At 72.1% G+C, this 26,239-nt stretch carries 20 protein-coding genes; 11 read left to right on the forward strand and 9 right to left on the reverse strand.

All coding sequences use genetic code 11. The features are described from left to right. Window positions 1-259 precede the first annotated feature (259 nt). A complete protein-coding gene (locus tag ACWGJ2_RS34645; RefSeq protein ID WP_453350314.1) occupies window positions 260-1,798 on the reverse strand; it encodes an arylsulfotransferase family protein in 1,539 nt (512 codons plus the stop codon). Between the two features lie 1,474 nt (window positions 1,799-3,272). Here ACWGJ2_RS34645 and ACWGJ2_RS34650 point away from each other — a divergent pair. The 3 genes from ACWGJ2_RS34650 (at window position 3,273) to ACWGJ2_RS34660 (ending at window position 7,266) form a co-directional block, all read left to right on the forward strand. After that, complete coding sequence (locus ACWGJ2_RS34650; protein WP_453350315.1) at window positions 3,273-4,304, forward strand: PhlD; 1,032 nt, start codon at window positions 3,273-3,275, stop codon at window positions 4,302-4,304. A gap of 302 nt (window positions 4,305-4,606) precedes the next feature. Beyond that, complete coding sequence (locus ACWGJ2_RS34655; protein ID WP_453350316.1) at window positions 4,607-6,016, forward strand: sulfotransferase family protein; 1,410 nt, start codon at window positions 4,607-4,609, stop codon at window positions 6,014-6,016. Continuing rightward, the gene (locus ACWGJ2_RS34660) at window positions 6,013-7,266 is read left to right on the forward strand and encodes a glycosyltransferase family 4 protein (RefSeq protein ID WP_453350317.1); all 1,254 of its coding nucleotides are present in this window, start codon (window positions 6,013-6,015) and stop codon (window positions 7,264-7,266) included. The genes ACWGJ2_RS34655 and ACWGJ2_RS34660 overlap by 4 nt, the downstream gene beginning before the upstream one ends. 86 nt (window positions 7,267-7,352) lie before the next feature. Here the strand turns inward: ACWGJ2_RS34660 and ACWGJ2_RS34665 are convergent, their stop codons facing one another. The 5 genes from ACWGJ2_RS34665 to ACWGJ2_RS34685 all read right to left on the reverse strand — a co-directional run bounded on the left by ACWGJ2_RS34665 (window position 7,353) and on the right by ACWGJ2_RS34685 (window position 11,876). Continuing rightward, window positions 7,353-8,024 (reverse strand): enoyl-CoA hydratase-related protein, encoded by a 672-nt coding sequence (locus ACWGJ2_RS34665; RefSeq protein ID WP_453350318.1) that lies wholly within the window; start codon window positions 8,022-8,024, stop codon window positions 7,353-7,355. Between the two features lie 219 nt (window positions 8,025-8,243). Next, a complete protein-coding gene (locus tag ACWGJ2_RS34670; protein ID WP_453350319.1) occupies window positions 8,244-8,975 on the reverse strand; it encodes a DUF4097 family beta strand repeat-containing protein in 732 nt (243 codons plus the stop codon). 157 nt (window positions 8,976-9,132) lie between these two features. Then, window positions 9,133-9,891 carry a class I SAM-dependent methyltransferase gene (locus ACWGJ2_RS34675; RefSeq protein ID WP_453350320.1) on the reverse strand — a complete coding sequence of 253 codons (759 nt, stop codon included), beginning with the start codon at window positions 9,889-9,891 and terminating at the stop codon, window positions 9,133-9,135. Between the two features lie 169 nt (window positions 9,892-10,060). After that, a complete protein-coding gene (locus ACWGJ2_RS34680) occupies window positions 10,061-10,933 on the reverse strand; it encodes a pentapeptide repeat-containing protein (RefSeq protein WP_453350321.1) in 873 nt (290 codons plus the stop codon). A gap of 181 nt (window positions 10,934-11,114) precedes the next feature. Next, window positions 11,115-11,876 carry a DeoR/GlpR family DNA-binding transcription regulator gene (locus tag ACWGJ2_RS34685; RefSeq protein ID WP_453350322.1) on the reverse strand — a complete coding sequence of 254 codons (762 nt, stop codon included), beginning with the start codon at window positions 11,874-11,876 and terminating at the stop codon, window positions 11,115-11,117. Window positions 11,877-11,950: 74 nt separating this feature from the next. Here ACWGJ2_RS34685 and ACWGJ2_RS34690 point away from each other — a divergent pair, with 74 nt between their 5' ends. The 6 genes from ACWGJ2_RS34690 (at window position 11,951) to ACWGJ2_RS34715 (ending at window position 20,648) form a co-directional block, all read left to right on the forward strand. After that, window positions 11,951-13,213, forward strand: a complete 1,263-nt coding sequence (locus tag ACWGJ2_RS34690) for an MFS transporter (protein WP_453350323.1) — start codon at window positions 11,951-11,953, stop codon at window positions 13,211-13,213. 146 nt (window positions 13,214-13,359) lie between these two features. Beyond that, window positions 13,360-14,391 (forward strand): LacI family DNA-binding transcriptional regulator, encoded by a 1,032-nt coding sequence (locus ACWGJ2_RS34695; protein ID WP_453350324.1) that lies wholly within the window; start codon window positions 13,360-13,362, stop codon window positions 14,389-14,391. Window positions 14,392-14,762: 371 nt separating this feature from the next. Next, window positions 14,763-16,067, forward strand: a complete 1,305-nt coding sequence (locus tag ACWGJ2_RS34700) for an ABC transporter substrate-binding protein (RefSeq protein WP_453350325.1) — start codon at window positions 14,763-14,765, stop codon at window positions 16,065-16,067. After that, on the forward strand, window positions 16,067-16,975 hold the full coding sequence (locus ACWGJ2_RS34705) for a carbohydrate ABC transporter permease (protein WP_453350326.1): 909 nt from the start codon (window positions 16,067-16,069) through the stop codon (window positions 16,973-16,975). The genes ACWGJ2_RS34700 and ACWGJ2_RS34705 overlap by 1 nt, the downstream gene beginning before the upstream one ends. Continuing rightward, window positions 16,972-17,889, forward strand: coding sequence for a carbohydrate ABC transporter permease (locus ACWGJ2_RS34710; protein WP_453350327.1), 918 nt, complete (start codon window positions 16,972-16,974; stop codon window positions 17,887-17,889). Before ACWGJ2_RS34705 ends, ACWGJ2_RS34710 begins: the two co-directional genes overlap by 4 nt. A 47-nt stretch (window positions 17,890-17,936) precedes the next feature. After that, window positions 17,937-20,648: a beta-xylosidase/alpha-l-arabinosidase gene (locus ACWGJ2_RS34715; protein ID WP_453350328.1), complete on the forward strand. Its 2,712-nt coding sequence runs from the start codon at window positions 17,937-17,939 to the stop codon at window positions 20,646-20,648. An 82-nt stretch (window positions 20,649-20,730) separates the two neighbouring features. On the opposite strand, the gene ACWGJ2_RS34720 is transcribed toward ACWGJ2_RS34715, so the two are convergent. Further along, window positions 20,731-21,543, reverse strand: coding sequence for an SDR family oxidoreductase (locus ACWGJ2_RS34720; protein WP_453350329.1), 813 nt, complete (start codon window positions 21,541-21,543; stop codon window positions 20,731-20,733). Between the two features lie 191 nt (window positions 21,544-21,734). Here ACWGJ2_RS34720 and argJ point away from each other — a divergent pair, with 191 nt between their 5' ends. Further along, window positions 21,735-22,931, forward strand: coding sequence for a bifunctional glutamate N-acetyltransferase/amino-acid acetyltransferase ArgJ (argJ, locus tag ACWGJ2_RS34725; protein WP_453350330.1), 1,197 nt, complete (start codon window positions 21,735-21,737; stop codon window positions 22,929-22,931). A gap of 36 nt (window positions 22,932-22,967) precedes the next feature. Here the strand turns inward: argJ and ACWGJ2_RS34730 are convergent, their stop codons facing one another. Continuing rightward, window positions 22,968-24,191, reverse strand: coding sequence for a beta-ketoacyl-[acyl-carrier-protein] synthase family protein (locus ACWGJ2_RS34730; protein WP_453350331.1), 1,224 nt, complete (start codon window positions 24,189-24,191; stop codon window positions 22,968-22,970). Next, window positions 24,188-24,493: an acyl carrier protein gene (locus ACWGJ2_RS34735; protein WP_453350332.1), complete on the reverse strand. Its 306-nt coding sequence runs from the start codon at window positions 24,491-24,493 to the stop codon at window positions 24,188-24,190. The genes ACWGJ2_RS34730 and ACWGJ2_RS34735 overlap by 4 nt, the downstream gene beginning before the upstream one ends. 288 nt (window positions 24,494-24,781) lie before the next feature. On the opposite strand from ACWGJ2_RS34735, the gene ACWGJ2_RS34740 reads away from it, so the two are divergent. Then, window positions 24,782-25,999 carry an SDR family oxidoreductase gene (locus ACWGJ2_RS34740; RefSeq protein WP_453350333.1) on the forward strand — a complete coding sequence of 406 codons (1,218 nt, stop codon included), beginning with the start codon at window positions 24,782-24,784 and terminating at the stop codon, window positions 25,997-25,999. Window positions 26,000-26,239 lie beyond the last annotated feature (240 nt).

Raw genomic sequence — 26,239 nt, forward strand, 5'->3', positions numbered from 1 at the left:
CCACCCCCCAGGTCATCCGTGCGACAGGGGGCAAAAGTCATGCCGGGCCCGGAGGCCAGCGGCCCTCTTACAGGACCACGAAAAACATAACGGGGCGGGACACCGCCGTACCGGCCGGGCGGCGGCGTCCCGTCTCCCGGCCGGTACGGCCTCGCGGTGCGATGGTGCGATAGTTCGACGGTACGGGCGCGTCCCGCGCATACGGCCGCGCGGTGCGACTGCGTCCCGCGGGCGGCCGGACCGTCGGATCCTGGTCCTCCTACTCCACCTCGACGGCCTTCGAAGTGCCCAGTACCCGCCCCTTCTTGTCCAGGGCCTGGACCGCCACGTACTCGCTGTCCTTGCTGACCGGCACGGTGGTCTCGAAGCCCTTCTTACGGGCGAGGCCCACGGGCTTCAGATGATCCGGGTCCTTCCCCGCCCTGACCTTCCAGGCGGCGACCTCGGTCGCGCCGTTCCAGCTCGCGTAGACCTTCATGCCGCGCCCGGCGTCACGCCCCGCGACCGCGGGCAGTTCGTCGGGAGAGCCCTTCCAGTCCGCGCGGATGGCACGGTAGGTGTTCAGTTCCTCGTCGGGGAACGCGGAGTCGACGAGGATCTTGCCCCTGCGGGAGAACTCCGTGTAGGCGCCCACGTCGCCCCAGTTCACCAGCACGTTGCCGTTGGGCAGCAGTTGCGTGCTCCCCTGGGTCACCGACACCAGACCGTCCGGGTTCGGGTAGGCGCCCTTCACCTTGGCGGTCATCTTCTTCGTGTCCACGTCCAGCAGCAGACCGCGGGAGACGCTTCCCTCTTTCCTGTCCGCGCTGTTGTCGAAGACGGAGATCGACCCGTCACGCTCGCGCTCGGCCTCGTGCTGCATGGCGAAGGCCGCGCCCTCCCCCATCGCGAAGTCGTTCTTCTTCCCGCCGAGGCGCCAGATGACCTCACCGGTCTTGCGGTCGATCTTGTAGACGGCGTTCGTGTGGCGTCCGCTCACGAGGAGGTTGCCGTCGGTGTCGAGGGAGATCGAGTTGATGTGCAGGTAGTCGTACGCCCGCATGGGGTCGTCGGCCATGGGCGCGAAGGCGTCCTGTGCGAAGGTCGGCCCCGGCCCCTCGGCGTCGGGCCGCGCGTAGGACTCGGAGACATCGAGGTGATCGAGGCCCCTCCACTCCCACAGCACCTTGCCCGTGGCGATGTCCACTTCCTGGATGACGTTGTCTATGATCATGGACGGTTCGCCGTCCACCTCGCCCTCGACGCCCACGTTGGCGTAGAGCAGCCCCGTGCCCCGGGGAGTGATCCTGAATTCGTGAGGGTCCGTGGTCGTGATCCCGTTGCCCGCCCGTACCTTGGCGATGGGCTTGTAGGACTCGTCGGCGATGACCCAGCTCCCCTTGTCGCCGCCCTCGCCGTCGTACCAGGTGAGAACGGGTTTGCCCTTGTACGTCTGCCGCTGGAGGTTCTGGCCCTCGAGGGGATGCGCCGCCTTCGCCGGGAGGAACCAGACGGGCTCCCCCTTGTTGTCCGCCACCAACGCGCCCTGGTGCGGCGACTGCTCGGGCGGGCTGGGCGGGCCGCCCGGGCCGCCCGGCGGGGGCTGCCCGACGGTCGCGTCCATCTTGGGGGCTATCAGGGTGTAGCCCGGAGCGGACTTGCGGCTGTCGCCCTTGACCGTGATGTCCGGGGGCGTGAGGTCGGGGCGGGTGACGTACTCCGGAGCGCCGGCCGTGGCGTCGGCGGTGGCGTCCGCCGCGTCGGTCCCGGCGGCCACCGGTGGGGCGCCCGCGACCGTGAGACCGGTCAGCGCGGTCACGGTGACGACTCCAGCACGCCACCGGCCAGGCAGCGCTCTTCTCGGCCCTTGCTTCTGTGTGAACTCTGCGCGCGGCAAAACGAATTCTCCTCTCGATGGCCTCCCGTAACGGTAGGGAGGCACATGAAGAAATTCCTGCGGCGGAAAACCGTGGGGGTCACCGCATCCGAACGGATTCACCCGCACCCGGCACGCTCCCTCGATCTGGCGAGAGCCGTGCCGCCACATACCTGCTGTGCCCACCGATCCTGGACCACCGCACAAAAGCCCTTCTCACGGGCCCTGTGAGGGGTTCTACGGCGTCGCGGTGGGCCGGTCGACTTCACCCTCGGCGCGGGGGACACGGAGAGCCGTTTCCTTTCGGCTCTGCCTCCGCATTCCCCTCCTTCGCCTGACGTGAGGGCGTGCCGATATCCGCCCGGCATCGCTCGTCCGGCGACATCGAGCGGTTGTCCGTGAAGGTTCTTCTCGTACTGCCGGAGCGCACGGAGAAGAGTTCTCTCCGCGCAGCGGAAAAGGCCGCCTGCGGGGGCACCGTCCGGGCCCGTCAATTCGGCGGCTCCGCTCTCCCCGCCCCCTCGTTGCGGAATGGAACATTCACGTTCCGGATACCGCTCCGGGGCCGGTCCGCTCCCGAGCGCGCGGCCGTCCCGGGGAAAGCTCGACTCAAGATCGCCACCGCATGGGCGGTCGCGTAAAGGATCAGGCTTCCCGTTCATGGTGATCACTCCGGCGCGTGACGACAGCGGGCACGACATCGGGCCCGCACCGTGCCCTGCCACGCCGGTGGGCGGCCCCGTCCCCGCGGTCTCCCCGCCGTCGCCCGTGCTGCTGTCGGATCTGTGCGGTGCATGGCGCTCGTTCCTCTCGTCACCATTCGGGAAACCTCAGCAATCTGAGAATTCCATGAATAATCCCCGCGCTCCGAGAACGTTTACGAAGTTCCCAGAAATGACCGCGGGGTCGTATACAGCAGCAAGTCGGGATCTCGGAAGGGAAGCATCCGCGCATTTCTTCGGTGGAGCCGGAAGCGTGACGGACGGGACGGACGTGAAGGGTGTACCAGCCACCGTATGTTTGCTGGATCTCAGTTGGACTGTCAAGGGCGCCCCTCCCAGGCCAATAGGCGTCATCGCGGATTACAGTAGTACGGATGTGAAGGGCCAGACAGAGCCCCGGAAGAAACAGGAAAGAACACCTTCAAGATCACCCCGAGCCGCACAGGCCAGGTTTTAGGCGACCACCTGAAGGACGTTGACCAAAGGCGGCCGGATCAACGTGCCCACATGTGACCGGGAAGCAGAAACAAACCCGCTGGCCGGTTACGCGGAGTCGTCTTCACCTTGAAGATTCACGGGAAACCTGCTGGTAAACCGACCTTCTCGACCCGAGGGGAAGAAAATATGGGGTGGGCAAGCGCTAACTATTGCTCTACTTTTTCAGTCATGTTGCATCCAAAACTTCTGGAGCGGCCATGTCGGCTTACGTCACCCGACCTTCTGTAGTCCTGCCCGCACACAAGATCACCACGGCTGAGATCTCCGACGACATCCGCGATCACCACCCCCACCACCCGCGTCTGCGCGTCGCCTTACGCGTCGTGGAAGGCTGCGGGGTCACCAGCCGCTTCTTCACCCGGCCGCTGACCGAGGCCGTGGCCGCCAAGGGGCTGCTGGAACGCATCCGCACCGCTTTCGAGGACGCCTGCGCCATGGCGGAGGACGCCGCCCGGCACGCGCTGGAGGCGCACGGGGTCGAAGCGCACGAGGTCGACGCCGTCATCACCAGCCACAGCACCTCGTGGGCGGTGCCGAACCTGGACATCCAGTTGATCGAAAGGCTCGGGCTGCGCCCCGGCGTCTCACGCCTCGCCCAGACCAACCTGGCCTGCGCGGGCGGTGTCCAGTCCCTCATACGGGCCACGGACTATGTCCGGTCACGCCCCGGAGCGAAGGTCCTCGTCGTCGTCTCCGAGGTTCTGTCGGCTGTCTACCACCGCGACGAGGACAGCATCGAGAGCATGATCTACAAGGCGCTCTTCGGCGACTCCGCCGGAGCCTGCCTGGTCACCGATGCCCCGCTCGGCCCGGGGTTCGCGATCGAGGACACCTTCGAGTTCGTCCTCCCCGACTCGCAGGACCGCTACTGGGGACGGCTGGACACCGCCGGCCTGCACTTCGACTCGTCCCGCAAGGCCGTCTCCGCACCCGCGGACGCGCTGCCCCACCTCCAGGAGTGGCTGGGCACCTGGCGACCCGAGTTCGCCGTGGTCCACCCCGGAGGCCCCCGCATCATCGACGACACCGCACGGGGCATCGGGCTCACACCCGAGGACGCCCACCACTCCCACACCTCCCTGACGGAGAACGGCAACCTGGGCGGCAACGCCGTCCTCGACATCCTGCGCCGCACCCACCAGACGCCACCCCCCGCGGGCGCCGAGGGCCTCGTCGTGGCCTTCGGCCCCGGCTTCACCGTGGCCGCTGCCCGCGGCACCTGGCACTGACCCCCCTTCCACCCCCACCCCATCTGGCCGTCCGACCGGCCAGGTGCGCACGACGGCCCGGGGCCCCGACCCCGGGCCCGTGCCCCGCACGGCGGCGGGGGCCGAGACGAAGCGGCTGCCACTGTCCAACCGTTCACTGGACGTCTCCGTCCGGACCCCCCGCCATTAACGGAAATCTCAAAGTCTTCCGTAGCCGCTCTCATCCAATCCCGCTAGCGTCGGCGGGCATGAATCCCCTCAGGCAACTGAACAGAGGACTGGGCTCTCTCACGGGCTTTCAGATACGCAGGGTCCCGCGGCGCGTGCCCGGTGCCGGGGCCACGGCCGCCACGGGAGCGGGGAGCGCTTCCGAAGCGGCCGCCGCGGCCCGGCCCGCCTCTCCGCACACGGCCTTCCGTCCGCCGCAGGACCCGGAGACCGACCGGCTGCTGCGATGTCCGGTCTTCGTGATCTCCCCGGTCCGCTCCGGATCCACCCTGCTCAGACTGCTTCTCAACGCCCACTCCCAGCTCCATTCCCCGCACGAACTCCACGTGCGCCGACTGGAGGTCGGCTACAGCACCAAGCTCGCCGAGCGCTCCATGGAGGCCCTCGGCCTCGATCGCGGGGACCTGGAACACCTCCTCTGGGACCGGGTGATGCACCGCGAACTGACCCGCTCGGGGAAGCGGATCCTCGTGGAGAAGACCCCCAGCAACGCCTTCGCCTACCAACGTCTGGCCGCCTGCTGGCCGGACGCTCGTTTTCTTTTCCTGCTGCGGCACCCCGCCTCCATCGCCACCTCATGGCACGAGGCCGACCCCGAGAAGCGGAACCCCGAGGAGGCCGCGCTCGACGCGCTCCGCTATATGCGAGCCGTGGAGCGGGCCCGTAAGAACCTGGACGGCCACACCGTCCGTTACGAGGACCTGACCGAGGACCCCGCCACGGTGCTCCAGGGGATCTGTGCCTATCTCGGCGTGGACTGGGAGCCCGGCATGCTCGACTACGGGTCCAAGACCGAGGGTGAGCTGCACAAAGGACTCGGCGACTGGAAGGAGAAGATCCGCGCGGGAAAGGTCCAGGAGGGCAGGTCGCTGCCCTCCCCCGAGGAGATCCCCGCTCCGCTGCGGGAGATCAGCGCCGCCTGGGGCTACACCGGCCGCAAGGAGGGCGCCAAGCCGCGCGCCAAGCGCAAGGCGCACGCCGAGATCTCGCAGGTGTGGCCGCGCGAGGGCCGCATCCGCCTGGTCGGCGCCCTCCACGGCTGGCGGGGCGGCACACAGGGCGCGCCGGGCTCCTCGGACTCCCCGGGATCCTCCGCGGACGCCCCGTGGCGGCTGGTCCTCACCCCCAGGGGGCACGAGGAGAAGCAGCTGTCCTATGACGTCACGCTGGACGGCACGCACTTCGACGTGGACTTCCCCGTAGCCGACCTGCTGACCGAGGGCCCCCGGCCGCCCGTACCCGCCGAGTGGGACGTCCACCTCACGACGAAGACCGCGGACGGCGAGGCACGGCTGCGGCTCGGGCGGCACCTCGACGACATCGAGAACAAGAAGAAGGTCATGGTCTTTCCGGCGCAGACCGCCGGGAAGCGCGCCGGGGCGGCGCTGGTGCGCCCGTACTACACCGTCAAGAACAACCTCTCGATCGAGTGCGCCCCCGCCGCCGATGCCACCGCCACCGCCACTGCCTCCGCCTCGGACAGCGAGGTGCCACGCACCTCATGAAGATCCGTTACCTGCTGCTGCACGCCTACGGCACCGGCGGCACCATTCGCACGGTCTTCAACCAGGCTGGTTCGATGGCCGCGGCTGGACACGACGTGGAGATCGTCAGCGTCCTGCGGCGCGGCACGACCCCGCGCTTCCCGCTCGACCCGCGCGTGACGATCACCACGCTCGTCGACGACAGGAAGAACGGTGACCGGGAGCGGACGCCGGAACCGGGCGGCCCGTCCCGCAACTCCGGTACACGGCGCCCCGGTACGCGGCGCTCCGAGCGGCTGGCGAGCCGTGCCGCACGCTATGTGCCGCACGGCGAGTTCGGGATCCGCTACTTCGACCGGTACGTCGAGCGGGAGGTGATCCGCTATCTGAAGGGCCTGCGCGACGGCATACTCGTCCCCACCCGGCCGGGGCTGAACATCCTCACCGCGCGCTTCGCGCCCGAGGGCGTCACCCTCGTCGCCCAGGAACACATGAACCTGAGCGTGCACCGGTCCGACGTACGCGCTGCCATCGCGCGCTATTACCGTCGCTTCCACGCCATCGCCGTCCTCACCCGGAACGATCAGCAGGACTACGAGCGGCTCCTGCCCGGCGCGCGGATCGTGCGCATCCCCAACGCCGTTCACACCAAGGCGCGGCAGCACACCACCTACGCGTCACACGTGGCAGCGGCGGCCGGGCGGCTCTTCGCGCAGAAGGGCTTCGACCTGCTGATCCCCGCCTTCGGCAAGGCGGTGGAGGCGCACCCCGACTGGGAGCTGCGCATCTTCGGCACCGGGGAGAAGCAGGAGGAGCTGCGTGCGCTCATCAACGAGCACCACCTCTACAACCACATCTTCCTCATGGGCCACTCGACCACGCTGGACGCGGAGCTGTCGAAGGCGTCGTTCTATGTGCTCAGCAGCCGCTTCGAAGGGCTCCCCATGGTCATGATCGAGGCCATGTCCCTCGCCCTCCCCGTCGTCGCCTACGACTGCCCCACCGGTCCTGCCGAGGTCATCAGCGACGGCAAGGAGGGACTGCTGGTCCCGCCCGAGGACATCGAGGCGCTGGCCGAGGCCATGGGCCAGCTCATGAACGACGAGGGGCTGCGCGCCGACATGGGGGCCGCCGCGCTCCAGACCGCGCGCGCGTACGCGCCCGAGGCCGTGCATCCGCGGTGGGAGCGGCTGTTCGCCGAACTGTGCGCCCCGGCCTCGGCCTCCGCATCGGCTCCGGCCACCGCGGCGGGGCGCGGCGCGCGCGGGTAGTCCGGGCAAGGGGGTGCCGGGGCCGCCGTGTGCGGAGGCGACCCCGGACGGTCCTGTCACCCGGCCCGGCGCCGGTCTCACCGGTCTCAGCCGAGGGGGTTGTCCTTGTCCCGCAGCGCTGCCAGGGCCGGCGCGTACATGCGGGCCTTGATGGTGCCGAGGGTGGGCCCCGCCTTGCCCGTCAGCGACCCCGCGATCTCCACCGCGGTCGCGCGCACGGCGTCCTCGTCCACGGCGTGGTCGACGACGGCGGCGGCGAGGGCTTCGTGGCCTCCGTAGCGGCGCGCCGTGGTCATGGCGGTGTGCGCGGTCTGCGGCGAGAGCCGGGCCTGGATCAGCGCGGACATGCCGGGGGTGAAGGGGATGTTGATGTCGGCCTCGGGGAGGCACCAGTAGCCGCGGTCGGCACGCATGACGCGGAAGTCGTGGGCCAGCGAGAACATCGCGCCAGCGGCGAACGTGTGCCCCTGGAGTGCGGCCACGGTGATGACGGGCAGCGCCAGCACCCGCGCGAGCAGTTCCTGGACGGAGACGGCGTAGTCCTGGTGCTGGTCCGCGTGGGCGAACAGCCAGTCCAGGTCCAGGCCGTTGGAGAAGAACTTCCCCGTGGCCGCGGTCACCAGGGCCCGGGGGCCCTCGGCGTTCTCCACCTCGTCGAGCGCGGCGTTGACGGAGGCGATCCAGTCCGGGTGGAAGCGGTTCTCGCTGTCGCCGATGTCGAGGACGAAGACGTCGTCATGGCGGTCGAGTGCGGGCATGGTGGCTGGTGGCTCCCTCGGACTCGGGCGGGCGGGCGGAGCCGGGTCGGGCGGGGCACGGCCGTGGCACGTGGGTACCGCTTCCCGACGTCGGCGAGCGGGCTTCCGTACGGATTACTAAGCGGTAACTTATGCGCCGTGGCAGCGCCGCGCAAGTGGTGCGCGAACGGTGCGCGAACGGTGCGGCCCACCGGGAGCGGGAGACGCGGGCGGCGGCTCTCAGGAGGTTCCGACGGTGATGTCCCCGTTGCTGGTGACCAGGTCGAGACGGTGCGGGGCGCCCCGCTCGTCCCGTATGCCGATGTCCTTCTCGCCGTTGCTGGTCCGCGAGGACACCTCGTAGGCCCCGGCGGGGACGGTCACCTCGATGGCGCCGTTGGACGTCTTCGCGGTGACGTCCTGCGCCTTCGCCGGGGCGAGATCGATGCCGCCGTTGCTGGTCTCGGCCCTGACGTGCCCGCCCCGCAGGCCGCGCCCCTCGATGCGGCCGTTGCTGGTCCGCGCCTCGACCGCGCCCGCGACCCCGTCCAGCTCGATGCCGCCCGAGTCCGTGGCCACGTCCACCGCGCCGACCCGGGAGAGGGCGACCTCGCCCGAGGAGGTCTTGCCCGACACCGGGAGACCTGCGGGCAGCTCGACGGTGTAGGTGACCGAGCAGTCGTCGCCGCAGCCGCCGAGGACGAGGACGCCGTCCTCGACGCGGTGCGTGGCGCCCTCGGGCCTGTCCCCCTGGTACTCGAGCCTGCGGTGCACCGACGCGCCGGCCCTGCCCCGCTCGCCCCGCAGCTCGACCCCGCCGGAGCTGTTGTCGAGACGCACCGAGGTGATCTTCTCGGTGACCGAGGCATCGTCCTCGGCTGTCGAGGCGGGCCCCAGGGCGCAGGCGCTCAGCGCGCCCACGCCGATACCGGCCGCCGCGAAGGCCGTGAGAATGCGGAGCCGCCGGTTCATGAGTTCCCCCGTCACGTCGAGAATGCGCTGGTCACAGGTGCTTTCCTGACCATTCGCGACGAGATTACGGCAGGCCGCGCGGGCGCTGCCATGGGGAAAACCCCCGGTTCCTCCCTGATGCCGACCCCTGACGCGGGTTCCACCACCCGGGCTTCCCTCAGACGGTCGCGGCGGCGGCCGGTGCGGGTGCCGCGGGGGTCCTCGGGGAGCTGAGCTGCCAGACCTTGGCCGGGGGCAGGTTCCCCCACACCTTCCAGCAGCCGGTGGCGTAGCGCCGCTGGTAGCGCTCCAGGACGGACTCCACCTCGCGGTGCCGGGCGGCCTCGGCGCGCGGCGCCAGCAGCGTACGGGCGGCTCCGGTGCCGAGGTAGGCGAAGTAGGCGAGGGTCCCGCCAGGGCGCAGCAGTTCCAGATAGCGGTCCATGATCGTCTCGACCTGGTCCGGCTCCAGGTTGGCGAACGGCAGCCCGGAGACGATCACGTCGTAGCGCCGTCCCGTGTCCAGCTCCTCGACGAGGGTGGGGTGGACGCGCACCCGCCCTGCCCCGCCCGGCCGGTCCGACAGATGGGGGTGGCCGTGCACGAGGTGCCGCAGGCGGGCGGCGAAACGCTCGTTGGCCTCCACGATGTCCAGGTGGCACTCGCGGCCGAGGAGCGGGATGAGGGTACGGGTCACCGAACCGGTGCCCGCGCCCGCCTCCAGCACGGTGAGGGGGCGGCCGGTCCGCTCCCGCAGCCCGTCGGTGAGCAGCCCCGCCAGACGGCGGCTGCTGGGGGCTATCGCCCCGGTGGTACGGAAGTCCCGCACGGCTTCGGTCAGGAACGTCCAGCTCTCGGTGTTGCGCTGCGCGGGGAAACGGGCGGGTGCGGTGGTGGCGGGCGCGTGGGCGTGGGCGTGGGTGGTGCGGTCGTCCATGATCCGACCCTTACGGATCATGAGGGCCCTGGGAACCCCCCTTGCTGATCGTTTGAGCGAACTTGACCCGGCACCGCTCGTACGTTCACCGGGCGTACTCCGGCCGACCACCCCGGGTCAGCCCGTCGGCCATCCGGCCGTCCCGCCATCCCCTAGGGGCCCTCCCCACCTACCAGTGCGCGGGGCGGGCGAGGTCCCGGGGCAGGACGGTCGCCGCGTCGCCCTTGGCCGCGTTCATCTGGGCCTGGGTGAGGAAGATGCTCCCGGTGAGGTCGGCGCCGCGCAGATCGGCGTCCCGGAAGTCCGCGCCGATGAGATCGGCGCCACGCAGGTCCGCGCCCTGGAGATCGGCCGCGATGAGCAGCGCCCCGCGCAGATTGGCGCCCCGCAGGTCGGCACCCCTGAGCCGGGCGCCGACGAGATCGGCACCCCTGCGGTTCTTCTTGCGGCCCGGGACACCGGCCCGCGCCAGCTCGCTGACGCGCAGCAACAGCGCGTTGACCTCCTCACGTACGGCCGGGACGTCCGTGGCCGCGAGGGTCGCCGCGTCGGCGAGGGTGAGCCGCTCGGTGTTCTCCAGCGCCTCGCGCAGCTCGCCGTGCAGGGGGCGCGCCGCGGTGAGTGCCAGCGCCTCGGTCACGTACCAGAGCAGCTCGTGGAGCTGGCGCATGACGGGGAACACGTCGAACATCTGCCGCGCCGTGTCCGGGGCCTGCCGCCAGTCCTGCCCGCCGAAGGTGGTCAGGGAGACCTTCTGGCCCGCGCCGAAGCAGTCGAAGACGGTGCAGCCGGGGAAGCCCTCCTCGCGCAGCCGCGCGTGGATGCCGCAGCGGAAGTCCTCGCGCAGGTTCCCGCAGGGCTGTCCGGCCTTCTTGTCGACGGCGAAGTCGGCGGAGGCGGCGAAGGGCAGCGCGACACAGCACAGGCCGAAACAGTTCGCACAGTCCGCCTGGAGGGCGGAACGGTCTGCGCTGTCCGGGGTGGCGGGGCCCGGTGCGGGACCCGCGTCGGGACCAGAGGGGGCGGGGGACTTCTGGGACACCGTGCGTGCGCTCCTGCCGCGAGGGGGCGCGGCCTCGGGCCGCGCGCGGGACAAGCCTCCATTGTCCCCGACCCGGCACGGTTGCCCTCGCCCCCGTCCGACGCGGTGGCGCCGTGCGCGGGACGCGACGCCCGCACCGTCACACGCTGCGCACCATCACACGCTGCGCGCCGTCACACCGTCACACCGCCATCCGCACCGTCACGCCCGCCGCCGTCAGCGCGCCGGTGGCGTCTTCGGGGGCCGACTCCTCCGTCACCACCGCGTCGAGCGCGGTGACAGGCACGACGTGGGCGAGTGCCGTGCGGGAGAACTTCCCCGCGTCGGCGACGGCGATCACGCGGCGGGACGAGGCGATCGCGGCACGCTTGACGGCGGCGTCGGCCAGATCGTAGGCGGTGAGCCCGTCGTCCGCGCTCAGGCCGCAGCAGCCGATGACGGCCGTGTCGAAGCGGAGCGCGGCCAGCGACGACTCGGTCAGCGGGCCGGTCAGCGCGAGTTCGCCGGGACGCGGCTCACCACCGGGCAGCACGAGCTTCAGCCGGGCGGCCCCCGTGAGCGCGTTGACCGCGTGGAGGGACAGCGGCATCACCGTCAGCCGCCGGTGGACCAGCAGGCGCGCGACCTCCAGACAGGTGGTCCCGCTGTCCAGGACGACGGACTCGCCGTCAGCGAGCAGCTCCGCGACCTCGGCGGCGATGCGCCGCTTCGCCTCCCCGCTCTCCCCCGCGCGCAGCGCGAACGGCGGCTCCTCGCCGCGCAGCAGCAGGCTTCTGGCACCGCCCCGGTAGCGCTCCAGCACGCCCTGCCCCGCCAGCGTTTCGAGGTCCCTGCGAATCGTCATCTCCGAGGCGCTGGTGCGCGCGGCGAGTTCCGCGACGCTCAACTCCCCGGCCTCGCGGACGGCTTCCGTGATCGTTCTCAGACGGTCGGTGCTCGGCATGGATGCGATTGAACACCACATCTGCGCGTATTGCCATCTTACGAACACGTTATCTGTTCGCTAGGTTCGCGGTCATGGAAAGATCGCTGCGGGCCGCCCGGCTGGCCACGTTCATCTACTTCGCCCTCAACGGCTTCGTGATGGGGATGTGGATCGTCCACATCCCCATCGTCGAACACCGCGCCGGAATCACTCACGCGGTGCTGGGCTGGCTGCTGTTGCTGCTCGGCGGCGGCGCCTTCGCAGGCATGCGGCTGGCCGGGCCGCTCACCGACCGCTTCGGCGCGCGCAAGGCCGTCCCGCTCGGCGCGGCGCTGTGCGCGGCGGCGCTCGTGCTGCCCGGCCTGGCCGCCGGGCCCTGGTCACTGGGCGCGGCGCTGCTGGTGCTCGGCTTCGGCAACGGCTGCCTCGATGTCAGCATGAACACCCATGCCGTCGAGGTCGAGCGCGGCTACGGACGGCCCGTCATGTCCGCGTTCCACGCCGTGTTCTCGGTCGGCGGCGTGCTCGCGGCCCTGGTCGGCGCCCGCACGCTCACCTGGGGCTGGAGCGCGGCGACGGCCCTGGGGCTGGTGAGCGTCCTCGGCGTGCTCGTCGCCGGGCTCGCCGCGCCCGCGTTGCTGCGACCGGCCGGACGCCGCGCGCGGGACGCCGCCGCGTCCACGGGCGAGGGGGCGTCCCGGACGGCCGAGGGGACACCCGAGGCGGCGGTGGCCCGGCGTCGCACACCCGGACGCATCTGGGCGCTGGCCGTGCTCGCGCTGATGCTCATGCTCTGCGAGGGCGTCGCCAACGACTGGAGCGTGCTGGCCATGCGCGACGTCCTGGCCGCGCCGCCCGCCACCGCCGCGCTCGCCTACGGCGCCTTCGCCACCGCGATGACCGTCGGCCGCCTGCTCACCGACCGGGTGGCCGCGCGCTGGGGCCCCGTCGCGATCGTCCGCTACGGCGCGGCTCTCGCCGCGCTGGGCCTCACCGCCGCCGCGCTCACCCCGTGGATTCCGTTGGCCCTGGTGGGCTGGACGGTGTTCGGCGTCGGCCTCTCGGGGTGCGTCCCGCAGTTGTTCAGCGCGGCGGGCCACGCCGACCCGCAGGCCGCGGGCGTCAACGTCTCCCGCGTCGCGGGGCTCGGCTACCTCGGCATGCTCGCGGGCCCCACCGTCATCGGCCCGCTCACCCACCTCGTCCCGCTCAACCTCACCTTTCTCCTGCCCGTCGCCTTCTGCGTCGTCGCGGCCTGCGCGGCCCGGGTCCTGCGGTCACCGGCCGACGCCTCCGCACAGCGAGGCGCCCGGGCCGGGGAGCCGTCGCGGCGGCCCGTACCCGGCGCGCAGTAGATTCGTGCTGCTCCCTCTCTGCTTCACTTGGCACCGGATGTTCCGGAACACTGCCGCAAGCTATCGGAGGGTGCGCCGGAAATGGCAAGGCAGGGGCGGCAGGGAAGCCCGTCGACGGGTGTCGGCGTGCGGTGCGAGGAGGTTCCATGGCGGTCGAGGAGACCGGACAGTCGCGGCCCAAGGTCACGATCAGCGCGATCGCGCAGGAGGCCGGGGTCTCGGTGCCCACGGTCTCGCGCGTGGTCAACGGCCGCTCCGACGTGGCGCCCGAGACCCGCGCGCGGGTCGAGGACCTGCTGCGGTTGCACGGGTACCGGCGCCGCGCACCCGCGGCGCGCGAGCGGGCCGGACTCCTCGACCTGGTCTTCAGCGATCTCGACAGCCCCTGGGCCGTGGAGATCATCCGCGGTGTGGAGGAGGTCGCGCACGCGTCCGGGATGGGCACGGTGGTCTCCGCGACGCACGGCCGCGCCGGTGCCACGCGGCAGTGGCTGGAGAACCTGCGGGACCGGGCCTCCGACGGGGTCATCCTGGTGACGTCGGCCCTGGAGCCCCCGCACCAGCGGGAGTTGCGGCGCCTGGAGGTGCCCATCGTGGTCGTGGATCCTGCGGGTTCGCCCTCGCTGGACGCGCCGACGGTCGGGGCCAGCAATTGGGCGGGCGGCCTCGCCGCGACGGAGCATCTGCTGGGCCTCGGGCACCGGCGCATCGGGCTCGTCGCGGGGCCGCAGCGGCTGCTGTGCAGCAGGGCGCGCGCCGACGGCTACCGCACGGCGCTGGAGTCGGCCGGGATCAGCGCGGACGACGCGCTCGTGGTGCGCGGCGACTTCTACCACGAGTCCGGGTTCACCGGGTGCCAGAAGCTGATGGACCTGGCGGACCCGCCCACCGCCATCTTCGCGTCCAGCGATCAGATGGCCATGGGCGCGATCGAGGCGCTGCGCCGCCGCGGGCTGCGGGTGCCGGACGACGTCAGCGTCGTGGGGTTCGACGACCTGCCGGAGATGCGCTGGGCGTCCCCGCCGCTGACGACGGTGCGTCAGCCGCTCGCGGAGATGGGCAAGGTGGCGGCGCGCACGGTGCTGCGGCTGGCCCGTGAGGAGGAACTGGACTCCCCTCGGGTCGAGTTGGCGACCGAACTGATCGTACGGGCCAGCTCGGCGCCGCCCGCGGGCTGACCCACGCCCGGCGGGGAGGGCCGGGACCGGCAGATGGAGGCGCGACGGGCGCGCCGCCTCGTACGGACCGCGCCCCGGATCACACCGCACCACACCGCGCCCCTGGGCCGGGACCGCCCGCGCACGGTCGGCGGCCGCGTCGGCGTGCCCGGGTCACGTCGGCGCGCCTCGGCCCCGTCGGCCCGTGTCCGCGCCGGGCGACGGCGCGCCCCGCGCCGCTTTCGCGTCCACCCCTGCCCCGCGCCCCGCGTGGCCTCACGTGCCCCGCGCGGCCCGATCACGTCCTAAGCGTTGACAACTCCCGCGCCTCTCCGTAACTTCCAGCGGCATCGACCGAGAATTCTCGGGATTCTTCCGGAAGGTGTGCTGGCATGCGGACCAATCTGTCTCGACGGCGCGGACGGGGCCTCTCCGTGCTCACGGCGGCGCTTCTCAGCGCCTCGGCCCTGGCGGGCTGCGGCAGCAGCGGTCCCGCGGGGGCCGGCGGCGAGGGGAAGCTCGACGTCTGGGTCTACGGGGACGCCTCGGCCAAGGTGCAGGAGGAAGTCGTCAAGCGCTTCAACAAGCACTCCGACGTCAAGGCCGAACTGACCAAGGTGCCCGGCGACAACTACCAGGACAAGCTGCGTACCGCCATGGGCACCCCGAACGCTCCCGACGTGTTCTTCAACTGGGGCGGCGGCAGCATCGCCAGCTTCGTCGACAAGGACATGCTCGTCGACCTCGGCCCCGAACTGGCCAAGGACGCCGAGCTGAAGGACGCGTTCCTCCAGCCGATCCTCGACGCGGGCAAGGTGGACAAGAAGCTCTACGGCGTGCCGATGCGCGGCATGCAGCCCGTGATGCTCTTCTACAACAAGGACGTCTTCAAGAAGGCCGACGCCGAACCGCCCCGCTCCTGGGACGACCTGATCTCCCTCATCGGGACGTTCAAGAAGGAGGGCGTGACCCCGTTCGCGCTCGCGGGCTCGGAAGCCTGGCCCGAGCTGATGTGGGTGGAGTACCTGCTCGACCGCATCGGCGGGCCCGAGGTCTTCCAGAAGATCCAGGACGGGGACATGAGCGGCTGGGGCGACCCGGCGGTGCTCAAGACCGCGCAGACCATCGAGGACCTCGTCGACCGGGGCGCGTTCGGCAAGAACTTCTCCTCCGTCAACTACACCGCCGACGGCGCCTCCACCCTCTTCGCCAAGGACCGCGCCGCCATGCACCTCATGGGGAGCTGGGAGTACGCCAACCAGAAGGCGAACCAGCCCGAGTTCGCCAAGTCCGGGCTCGGCTGGACCTCCTTCCCCGCCTACCCCGAAGGAGAGGGCGACCCGAAGAACGTCGTCGGCAACCCCACCAACTACTGGTCCGTCAACAAGAAGGCCGAGGAGCGCGAGGCCGCGCTCGACTTCGTCAAGATGGCGGCCGAGGACAAGTACGCCGACGACCTCATCGCCAACGGCGACGTGCCGACCACCCGGGACGCGGGCTCCCGGCTCGGCGCCCACGAGAACCCGGGGTACGCGCAGTTCCAGTACGACATGGTCGACCAGGCACCGCACTTCACCCTCTCCTGGGACCAGGCGCTCCCGGCCGAGCAGTCCAGCGCGATGCTCACCCAGATCCAGAAGCTCTTCAACGGACAGTCCACGGCGCGGGAGTTCGTCACCGCCATGAAGGGCCTGTGATGCCGCTTCCCGCCGTCGTGGCGCACCCCGGTGGCGCGGGGCGCCCCGGCACCCTGTGGGCGCTGCCGGGGCTGGTCTTCTTCACCCTGTTCGCCATGCTGCCGATGGGCCTGGTGGCTCTGCTCTCCCTCACCTCCTGGGACGGGATCGGCGTGCCCTCCTGGAGCGGGGGCGCCAACTGGTCCCGGCTGTGGAACGACCCGACGATGCGTCAGGCCGTCTGGCTCAGCCTGCTGCTGACCGCGCTCTCCTGGCTCGTCCAGACGCCGCTGGCCCTGCTGCTCGGCGTCTGGGCGGCGGGGCGGCAGCGGGCCCGCGCCGTGCTGAGCGCGGTGTTCTTCCTGCCGCTGCTCGCCTCCTCCGTCGCGCTGGCCCTGCTGTGGAAGTCGCTGCTGGACCCCAACTTCGGGATCATCGGGGACATCGGGCCCTGGATCGGCTTCGCCGACGGCGATCTGCTGGGCGATCCGCAGGGCGCCTTCGCGGCGGTGCTCTTCGTCGCGTCCTGGCAGTTCATCCCGTTCCACACGCTGCTCTACCAGGGCGGCACCCGCCAGATCCCCGCGTCCCTCTACGACGCTGCGCGCATCGACGGGGCGGGCACCGTGCGGCAGTTCTTCCACATCACGCTGCCCCAGTTGCGCAACACCGTGATCACCTCGTCCGTCCTGATGGTCGTCGGCGCGCTGACGTTCTTCGACACCGTGCTCATCCTCACCCAGGGCGGCCCCGGAACGGACACCACGATCGTGCCCTACCTCATGTACAAGACCGGCTTCGACGCCTTCGACATGGGCTACGCCAGCGCCGTCGCCACGACCCTGGTCGTGGTCGCCACCGGCGTCTCGCTGCTCCTCGTGCGGCTGACCGGCTTCGGCGCCATGCGCAGCACCCGGGAGGGGATGTGACCGACGTGCTGCACCGCGCCGCCCGTACGGAGGACGCCCGGCCACCCGGCTCCGGCACGCCGCCCGGCACCCGCGGAGGCCGACGCCGAGGCCCCCGCCGGAGCCGTCCCAACATCCCGGCGGGTATCGGCGCGCTGCTGTGGCTGGGGATCGTCGGGCTGCCGCTGTACGCGCTCGTCGGCTCCACCTTCCGCAGCCGCGACGACTACCTCGACAACGGCCCCCTCTCCCTGCCGGGCGACCCCACGCTCGACAACTACGAGCGCGTCCTCGGCAGCGACTTCCTGCGCTACCTCGCCAACACCGCCGTCGTCACCGCCGCCTCCGTCGCGATCGTCCTCGTGCTCGCGGTGACGGTGGGCTACACCGTGGTGCGCAACAGGAGCCGCTTCTCCCGGCGGATCTTCCAGGTCTTCCTGCTCGGCCTCGCGATCCCCGCACAGGCCGTGATCGTGCCCGTGTACCTGGTCATCACCCAACTGCACCTGTACGACAGCCTGCTCGCCGTCATCCTGCCCACCGCCGCGTTCTCGCTGCCGGTGAGCGTCCTCGTCCTGACGGGCACGATGCGCGACATCGACGAGGAGATGTACGAGTCGATGGCCCTGGACGGCGCGGGTCCCGCGCGGATCCTGTGGCAACTGGTCGTACCGCTGTGCCGGTCCGGGATCTCCACCGTCGGCGTCTACGCGGCGCTCCAGGCGTGGAACAACTTCCTCTTCCCCCTCATCCTCACCCAGTCGCCCGGCACCCGCGTGCTGACCCTCGGCCTGTACGACTTCGTCGGCCAGTTCCGGGTGGACATCCCGGCACTGCTCGCCGCCGTCGTCCTCTCCATCGTGCCCCTCTTCACCGTCTACCTCTTCGCCCGCCGCCAGCTCGTCAGCGGCCTGATGGGCGTCGGCGGCAAATGAGCGGGAAGAGCGGGAAAACCGCGCGAAACCAGCCGGACAGGAGTCCCATGCACCACGAGACCGACGGCCCCTGGCGGGACATCTCGCAGCCCGCGGCCGACCGCGTCCGCGACCTGATCTCCCGGATGACGCTGGAGGAGAAGCTCGCCCAGCTCTCCAGCGTGTGGCCGGGCGCCGACGCGGAGGGCGAGGACGTCGCGCCGCTCCAGCACGAGGTGACGGCCGCCTCCCCGCACGGCGGGCTCGACGCGCTGCTCCCGCACGGGCTGGGCCAGTTGACGCGCCCGTTCGGCACCGCGCCGGTGACGGCGGCCGAGGGCGTGCGCGCGCTGGCCGCCACCCAGGCCCGCGTCATGGCCGGGAACCGCTTCGGCATTCCGGCGATCGCCCACGAGGAGTGCCTCACGGGCTTCACCACCTGGGGCGCGACCGTCTTCCCCACCCCGCTCGCCTGGGGTGCCTCCTTCGACCCCGCACTCGTGGGCCGGGCCGCCGGGCTGATCGGCGCCTCGCTGCGCGCGGCCGGCGTCCACCAGGGCCTCTCGCCGGTGCTCGACGTGGTGCGCGACCCCCGCTGGGGCCGTACGGAGGAGTCCGTCAGCGAGGATCCGTACCTGGTCGCGACCGTCGGCACGGCGTATGTGCGGGGCCTGGAGGACAGCGGTGTCATCGCGACGCTCAAGCACTTCGCTGGGTACGCGGGCTCGCGCGGCGCCCGTAACCACGCGCCCGTCGCGGCAGGCCCGCGCGAGCTGGCCGACGTGGTGCTGCCGCCCTTCGAACTCGCCCTGCGCGACGGCGGCGCCCGCTCCGTGATGCACGCCTACAACGACATCGACGGCGTCCCCGCCGCCGCCGACCCCTCGCTGCTGACGGGGCTGCTCCGCGAGGAGTGGGGGTTCACCGGCACGGTCGTGGCCGACTACTTCGGCGTCTCCTTCCTCGAACTCGCCCACGGGGTGGCCGGATCGCCCCGCGAGGCCGCCGCGCTCGCGCTGTCGGCCGGCGTGGACGTGGAACTGCCCGCCGTGCGCTGCTACGGGGAACCGCTGCGGGAGGCGGTACGGGCGGGCGAGGTGGCGGAGGCCCTGGTGGACCGCGCGCTGGCGCGGGTGCTCGGCCAGAAGTGCGCGCTGGGCATGCTCGATCCGGGCTGGGACCCGCGCCCCGGGGTCGCGTCCGGGGCCGACCCCGGTTCCGACGCGGACGCGGACGCGGACCTGGACCTGGATCCGGCGGAGATGCGGGACGTGGCACGGCAGTTGGCCGAGGAGTCCGTGGTGCTGCTCGCCGACGACGGCGGTGTGCTGCCGCTGACCGCGCGCCCCGGCAGCCGCATCGCCGTCATCGGGCCACAGGCCGACGACCCCGCCGCGATGCTCGGCTGCTACACCTTCCCCCGTCACGTCGGCGTCGAGCACCCCGGACTGCCACTGGGCGTGGAGATCCCGACGCTGCTCGCCGCCCTGCGGGACGCGCTGCCGGACGCGGAGATCACCCACGCGCCGGGCTGCCCGCCGCCGGGCCCCGCGACGGGCAATGCCTCCGCCGCGCCAGGCCCGGACGCGGACGCCGCCGCGGGACAGCTCGCCGAGGCCGTCGCGCTGGCCAGTGAGGCCGAGGTGTGCGTGGCCGTCGTCGGGGACCGCTCCGGGCTCTTCGGGCGGGGCACCTCGGGCGAGGGCTGCGATGCGCCCGACCTCGACCTGCCGGGCAGCCAGGGCGCGTTGGTGGAGGCGCTGCTCGCCACCGGTACGCCGCTCGTGCTCGTCGTGCTGTCGGGCCGTCCCTACGCGCTGGGCCGGTACGCGGCGGCTACGGAGCAGGGCGCGGGGCGCGGCGCGGGCCATGGTGCCGCCGCGGTCGTGCAGGCGTTCTTCCCCGGCGAGGAGGGCGGCACCGCGCTGGCCGGTGTGCTGGCCGGACGCGTGAACCCGTCGGGCAGGCTGCCGGTCAGCGTGCCGTACGGGCCCGGCGGGCAGCCGTGGACGTACCTCGCCCCGCCGCTCGGCCACCGCGGCGAGGCCAGCTCGCTCGACCCGACCCCGCTCTACCCGTTCGGGCACGGCCTGTCCTACACCGACTTCCACTGGCGGGACGCGGCCGTCGTCGCGCCGGAATCGGACGGCGGCGAGGGCGAGAGCGAGAGCGGGCGCGTACGGGGTGAAGCGGTCGGCGAAGTGCCGCTGGACACGGACGAGGAGGCGACGGTGCGGGTCACCGTCACGAACACGGGCGAGCGCGCGGGCACCGAGGTCGTGCAGCTCTATCTGCACGACCCGGTGGCCCGCACGGCCCGCCCCGTGCAGCGGCTCGTCGGCTACGCGCGGGTCCCGCTCGCCCCCGGCGAGTCCGCCGAGGTGCGCTTCGCCTTCCACCCCGACCTCGCCTCGTACACGGTGCGCGAGGGGCACCGCGTCGTCGAGCCCGGTGCGCTGGAGCTGCGGCTCGCGGCTTCCAGCGCCGACGTCCGCCGGCGGCTCGCGCTCCGCCTCACCGGGCCCGAGCGGAGGGTGGGGTACGGGCGCCGCATGGTCTGCCCGGTGTCGGTCCGCCGTACGGACGGCGCGAACGGGGCGAACGGGGCGCTGCGGGAACCCGAGCACGAGGGACGCGAGGGACGCGAGGCCGGGAGCGCCCTGGAGGGCGGGGAGGGGAACCCGGCGAGGGGCTCCGGTGCCGCACCGGCCGATGGCGCCCCGGCCGCTCCCCCGCACGCCGACGGGGGCCGCCGCACGCCCTTCCACAGCAGCCGCTGACCTGCGTCGGGGCCGGAAGCACACGGGGCGCCGGGCCGCTCGGACAGCGGCCCGGCGCTCCGGCGCTCCAGCGGGGGGGCGGTCAGTGCTCCTGGGCCGTCGGGCGCACCATGATCTCGTTGACCGCCGCGTGCGCGGGCTGGGTGACCATGAAGAGGACGGCTCGCGCGATGTCGTCGGCCCTCAGCCATGTCTCCTCCGGCATGCCGCGCGCGGCCGAGGCCGAGGAGGCGGCTCCCATGGTCATCTCGGTCCGGGTCATGCCCGGTTCGACGAGGCCGACCCGCACCCCGCGCGTCGTCACCTCCTGCCGCAGCGCCTCGCTGAACGCGCCGACCGCGTGCTTCGTCGCCGAGTACACGCTGTTGTTCTTGCGTGGCACGCGGCCCGCGACCGAGCTGACGGTCACGAGGTCGGCGACCCCGCGCGGGCCGTCGGCGACGGCGCCGAGGAGATGGGGAAGGGCGGCTCGCGACGTGGCCAGCACGGCCTTGAGGTTGAGGTCGACCATCCTGTCCCAGTCCTCCGGGTCGCTCTCCTCCACGGCGCTGCGCGCCCCGTAACCCGCGTTGTTCACCAGCACGTCGAGCCGCCCCAGGCGCTCCACGGTCTCCGCGACGGCCCGCCGCGCCTGCCCGGCGTCGCGCAGATCGGCGGTGAGCGGCACGGCCGTGGCGCCCTGGCCGCTGAGCACACCGGTCAGCTCCTCCAGCCGGTCCGTGCGCCGCGCCGCCAGCGCCAGGGTGGCGCCCTGGCGGGCGAGCGCGGAGGCCGTGGCGGCTCCGATGCCGCTGGAGGCACCCGTCACCAGCGCGACGCATCCCGACAGCGGCCCGCCGACGCCGTACGCGCCGTGCTCCCCTGCCGTGGCTTCCCTCTCGTTCTTCACACCCATCTGCCTCGCGTCCTCCGCATCCGCTCCGCGCGCCGGTGCCCTGCGGCACCCCGGCCGATTCCTACCAGCACGGTGCCCCTGTGACGCCCGTTCATTACCGTGCCGTCCACTCCCCCTCCCCTGGCCCGGTCTGGCCCGGTCACATGAAAAAGAGTGGACACGCCACGAGCCCCACTGTAAATCTATTCCACATGTCACATACTCATGCAGCATCACCCGACGAACCCCCACTGACCTGGCCGGAGGGCTTCCGCGCCTACACGGGGCACGCGGGGCTGCGCGACCAGGGGGACGATGTCTCGGTCGTGGCGTCGGACAGGCCCGCCGTCAGCGCCGCGATGTTCACCCGGAGCCGCTTCGCGGGCCCCGCCGTGCGGCTCGGCCGCGTCAACGCCGCCGGGCAGCGCGTCAGGGCGCTGGGCACGCTGGCGCAGAACGCCAACGTCGCCACGGGGCGCCAGGGCGAGGAGAACGCCGCCGAGGTCGTGCACCGCATCGCCGGGATCCTCGGCATACCGGAGGACGAGGTGCTGCTCGGCTCGACGGGCGTGATCGGGCGCCCGCTGCCGATGGAAGCGCTCCGCACGCATCTGGACGAGGCCACGCGGCGCGGCCCCTCGGCGTTCGACGCCGGGCCCCTCGACGTGGCCCGCGCGATGATGACCACCGACACCCGGCCCAAGACGGCCGTGCGGACCGTGGGCCGCGCCCGCGTCGTCGGCGTCGCCAAGGGCGTCGGCATGCTGGAGCCCGACATGGCCACCATGCTCGCCTACGTCTTCACCGACGCGGAGCTGTCCCCGGCCCAGTCCGACGCCGCTCTCCGTGCAGCCGTCGACAAGAGCTTCCACTGTCTGAGCGTGGACACCGACACCTCCACCTCGGACACCGTGGCCCTGATCGCCAACGGCGCCGCGGGACCCGTCGAAGAGGCGGAGTTCGCCGACGCGCTGGCCGGCCTGTGCCTGGACCTGACCACCCAGCTGGCCCGCGACGGCGAGGGCGCCACCAAGCTCCTGCGCGTGACGGTCGGCCGGGCCAGGGACGCGGAGCAGGCCAGGCGCGTCGCGAAGAGCGTCGTGAACTCGCCCCTGGTGAAGGCCGCGGTGCACGGCGCCGACCCGAACTGGGGCCGCGTCGTCATGGCCGTCGGCAAGAACACCGACGACATGGACATCGACCCCGGCCTGGTGACCGTGTCCTTCGGGGAGACCGAGGTCTATCCCGAGGAACCCGGCGCCGACACCCTCGACCGGCTCGTCGCCGCCATGCGGCGGGACGAGGTCGACATCACCGTCTCCCTCGGCCTCGGCGACGCCACCTGCACCGTCTACGGCTGCGATCTGACAGAGGGGTACATCCGCGTCAACGCGGACTACACCTCGTAGCGACCGGCCCAGCCACCGGCATCGGCACAGCCGGGGTCAGGGCGCGGAGAAGACCAGGGCCGCGTTCTGGCCGCCGAAGCCGAGGGAGTTGGAGGCGACGGCCTCCATCCGCACCGGCCGGGGCGCCTTGGCGACGACGTCGAGGTCCATGTCCGGGTCGAGGCGGTCGAGGTTGGCGGTCGGCGGCACGAGCTGGTGCTCCAGGGCCAGCACGCTGAAGGCCGCCTCGATGCCCCCCGCGCCGCCGATGGCGTGCCCGATGACGCTCTTGGACGCGGTGACCGGCGGCGCGGCGGGGAAGACGCGGCTCAGCACCCTGGCCTCGACGGCGTCGTTGGTGCGCGTGGCCGTACCGTGCGCGTTGACGTGGCCGATGTCGGCCGGGGTCATCCCGGCGTCGCCGAGCGCCGCGCGCAGCGCCCGCTCCAGCCCCTCGCCCCGCGGCTCGGGTGCGGTGGGATGGTGCGCGTCGGCTGACAGCCCGTACCCGGCCAGCCTGGCCCGTACGGGCGCGCGGCGCGCGCGTGCCCCTTCCGCGCGCTCCAGCACGAGCAGCCCGGCGCCCTCGCCGAGGACGAAGCCGTCGCGGTCCGCGTCGAAGGGACGGGAGGCGGTGGCCGGATCGTCCCCGCGCGCGGACAGCGCCGTCATCCGCGAGAAGCAGAGCCCCGTCATGGCGCTGTTCCGCGGGGACTCGCTGCCGCCCGCGATGACGATGTCGCAGGCGTCCGCCTGGAGAAGGGCCTTGGCCGTGCCGATGGCGGTGGCGCCCGAGGCGCAGGCGGTGCTGACCGCCAGGTTGGGGCCCTGCGCGCCCAGGTCGATGCCCACCTCGCCGGCCGCCATGTTCGGCACGCTGCGCGGCATCGCGAGGGGGGAGACCCGGCGCAGCCGTCCCGCCTCCAGGTGCGCGAACTCCACGCGCCAGGTCTCCATGCTCGTCGCGCCCACCCCGATGACGACGCCCACGCGGGTGCCGTCCCAGGAGCCGGTGTCCAGGCCGGCGTCGGCGACGGCCTGACGCGCCGCGCACACCGCCAGTTGGACGAAGCGGTCCATCCGCCAGGCGGCACGCCCCACGTCGCGCACCGGGTCGAAGTCCGGTACCTGGCAGGAGAAGCCGACGGGCATGCCCGCCAGCAGCGGGTCGGTGCGCGCCGTGGAGACCCCCGCGCACAGGGTGTGCCAGTTCTCCTCGGCGCCCGTCCCGGCGGGGGTCACCAGGCCGAGCCCGGTGACCACCACGGCGTCCCGCTTCACGGAGCGGTCTGCTCGGCACCGGCCGCGGGGGCCGGGACGAATTCGAGGCCGCCCAGTTCCTCGGGCGCGAACGCCTCCTCCAGCCAGGCCGCCACCTCGCCCAGCGTGCTGTGGGGGCCGGGAGCGTCGTCCTCCATCGCCACCGAGCGCCCGTACTCGCTCTCCAGGATCGTCATCAGCTCCAGCAGCGCCAGCGAATCGAGACCCGCCTCGACGAGCGTGGTCTGCGGGCTCAGCTCCTCCGCCGGGACGTTGAAGTGCTGGGTGATCTGCTCCTCCAGCGTGCGGTACATGTCCACCATCGCGAACTCCACATTTCCTGGACGCACGGGATTACGACGGAACGAAAGATCGCGCCGCCAACAGCGAAACTAGCAGCGGGAAAGTCCTCGACGGCCAAGACACGCACCCGCGTGGGCCGGTCGTACCACGCTTTCCACGGACGGCCGGAATTTCCCTGGAGTGAATTCCTCCATACCTCTGTTGCGCGCTTTCTCCTGCTTGACAGCGTGTTGTCGCCGATCAATCCTCAGCAGCACTTCTGCCACAGGGGCGACGAAGAGACGAAGAGGGGAAGAGGGGAAACGCGCATGCGGGACACCGGAACGACGAACGGCGCCTCCGGGACTGTGGTGATGACGGGTGCCACCGGTTTTCTCGGCTCACACGTGCTTGCCGGAATGCTGCTGCGGAACGCGAACACCTCCGTGGTGGCGCTGACCCGCCAGGAGCCCGGCCTCGCGGCGGCCCGGCTGGCGACGGCGCTGCGGGCCACGGGGGTACCGCTGCCCCGTGACCTGCGCGAACGGGTCAGCACCGTGCGCGCCGACCTCACCGACCCGCACCTGGGCCTGTCCTCTCGCGCCTACCGCGAACTGGCGCGGCACGCCGACTCCGTATGGCACATGGCGGGCGACATCCGCCTGGTGCACCGCCCCTCCGCGCTGGACCGCGTCAACGTGGAGGGCACCCGTCACATGCTGCGCTTCGCGGCGACAGCCCCGCGCCGCCCCCACCTGCTGCACACCAGCACCGCCTATGTGGCGGGCGCGCTGACGCACGGGCACGTGGCCGAGGACGACATCGGGGGCGGCGAGGGCTTTCTGACGGAGTACGAGGGCTCCAAGCACCGCGCCGAGCGGCTGGTGCGCGGCCTGGCCAAGGAGGTCGGCGGCGGCGTCACCGTCTTCCGCCCGAGCGTGCTGACGGATCACAGACCCCCGCGGCCGGGCGCGCCACGGGGCCCGCACAGTGTGCTGGCGGCCAGGCTGGCCATGCTGGGCCGAAGGCTGCCGGCGCTTCCCGCCGCGCGCTCCGGTGCGGTGCGCGACGGCGTGCTGACGGCCCGCATGCCCGGGGATCCGGACGCGCACATGAACATCCTGCCGGTGCAGGACGCGGCGGAGACGATGCTCCACATCGGCCTCGGCCAGGCCGCCGCCTCCCGCGCCGGGGGCGCGGACCGGGGCGAAGGCGGGGGCGGAGTGACGACGTATCACGTGGTCCATCCGCGCCAGACCCCCGTCCAGAGCCTGCTGGAGGCGCTGACGCACCACACGCCGTGGCTGCGGCTGCGGCTCGACGGCGAGGGGCGGGAACGGGGGTACGAAGGGCGCGGGCGTGCAGGGGGCGCGCGGAGAAGTTCGTTGGAGCGCGCGCTGATGCGGGAGAGCGCCGGTGTAGCCGCCTACGCGTGTTTGCACCGCACCTACGACAGGAGCCGGTGCACGGCGCTGGGCGCCCCCGAACCCCGCCCGCTGGACGCCTCTTACCTGCGCGCCTCCTTCGCGCCGCCGTCCGTGAACTGACCCATAGCGCCCGTCGGAAGAGGCCGGAGAACCGACGGCGACCGAGCGGGTAACCCGACGGAGAACCGCAAAATTCAACGCTTTCACGCAGCCCGCCCCCCAGGCGTGGTTCCCAATCCCCTTGATTCGTGATTGCGTTGATGGAACCGCTGACTTCGCCCTCCTCTCCCGTGAAATACGCCAGTGGGGGCCGACGGTTCCGAGCCGGACAGATGATCCGGCTCTCGGCGCTCCGGCGCC

The organism is Streptomyces sp. NPDC054796, assembly GCF_053611545.1.

Coding starts and splice junctions, on each gene's coding strand:
- argJ (WP_453350330.1), top strand. CDS start 21,735: ATGTCACATACTCATGCAGCATCACCCGACGAACCCCCACTGACCTGG.
- ACWGJ2_RS34660 (WP_453350317.1), top strand. CDS start 6,013: ATGAAGATCCGTTACCTGCTGCTGCACGCCTACGGCACCGGCGGCACC.
- ACWGJ2_RS34670 (WP_453350319.1), bottom strand. CDS start 8,975: ATGAACCGGCGGCTCCGCATTCTCACGGCCTTCGCGGCGGCCGGTATC.
- ACWGJ2_RS34675 (WP_453350320.1), bottom strand. CDS start 9,891: ATGGACGACCGCACCACCCACGCCCACGCCCACGCGCCCGCCACCACC.
- ACWGJ2_RS34705 (WP_453350326.1), top strand. CDS start 16,067: ATGCCGCTTCCCGCCGTCGTGGCGCACCCCGGTGGCGCGGGGCGCCCC.
- ACWGJ2_RS34720 (WP_453350329.1), bottom strand. CDS start 21,543: ATGGGTGTGAAGAACGAGAGGGAAGCCACGGCAGGGGAGCACGGCGCG.
- ACWGJ2_RS34695 (WP_453350324.1), top strand. CDS start 13,360: ATGGCGGTCGAGGAGACCGGACAGTCGCGGCCCAAGGTCACGATCAGC.
- ACWGJ2_RS34690 (WP_453350323.1), top strand. CDS start 11,951: ATGGAAAGATCGCTGCGGGCCGCCCGGCTGGCCACGTTCATCTACTTC.
- ACWGJ2_RS34740 (WP_453350333.1), top strand. CDS start 24,782: ATGCGGGACACCGGAACGACGAACGGCGCCTCCGGGACTGTGGTGATG.
- ACWGJ2_RS34735 (WP_453350332.1), bottom strand. CDS start 24,493: ATGGTGGACATGTACCGCACGCTGGAGGAGCAGATCACCCAGCACTTC.
- ACWGJ2_RS34685 (WP_453350322.1), bottom strand. CDS start 11,876: ATGCCGAGCACCGACCGTCTGAGAACGATCACGGAAGCCGTCCGCGAG.
- ACWGJ2_RS34715 (WP_453350328.1), top strand. CDS start 17,937: ATGCACCACGAGACCGACGGCCCCTGGCGGGACATCTCGCAGCCCGCG.
- ACWGJ2_RS34665 (WP_453350318.1), bottom strand. CDS start 8,024: ATGCCCGCACTCGACCGCCATGACGACGTCTTCGTCCTCGACATCGGC.
- ACWGJ2_RS34650 (WP_453350315.1), top strand. CDS start 3,273: ATGTCGGCTTACGTCACCCGACCTTCTGTAGTCCTGCCCGCACACAAG.
- ACWGJ2_RS34700 (WP_453350325.1), top strand. CDS start 14,763: ATGCGGACCAATCTGTCTCGACGGCGCGGACGGGGCCTCTCCGTGCTC.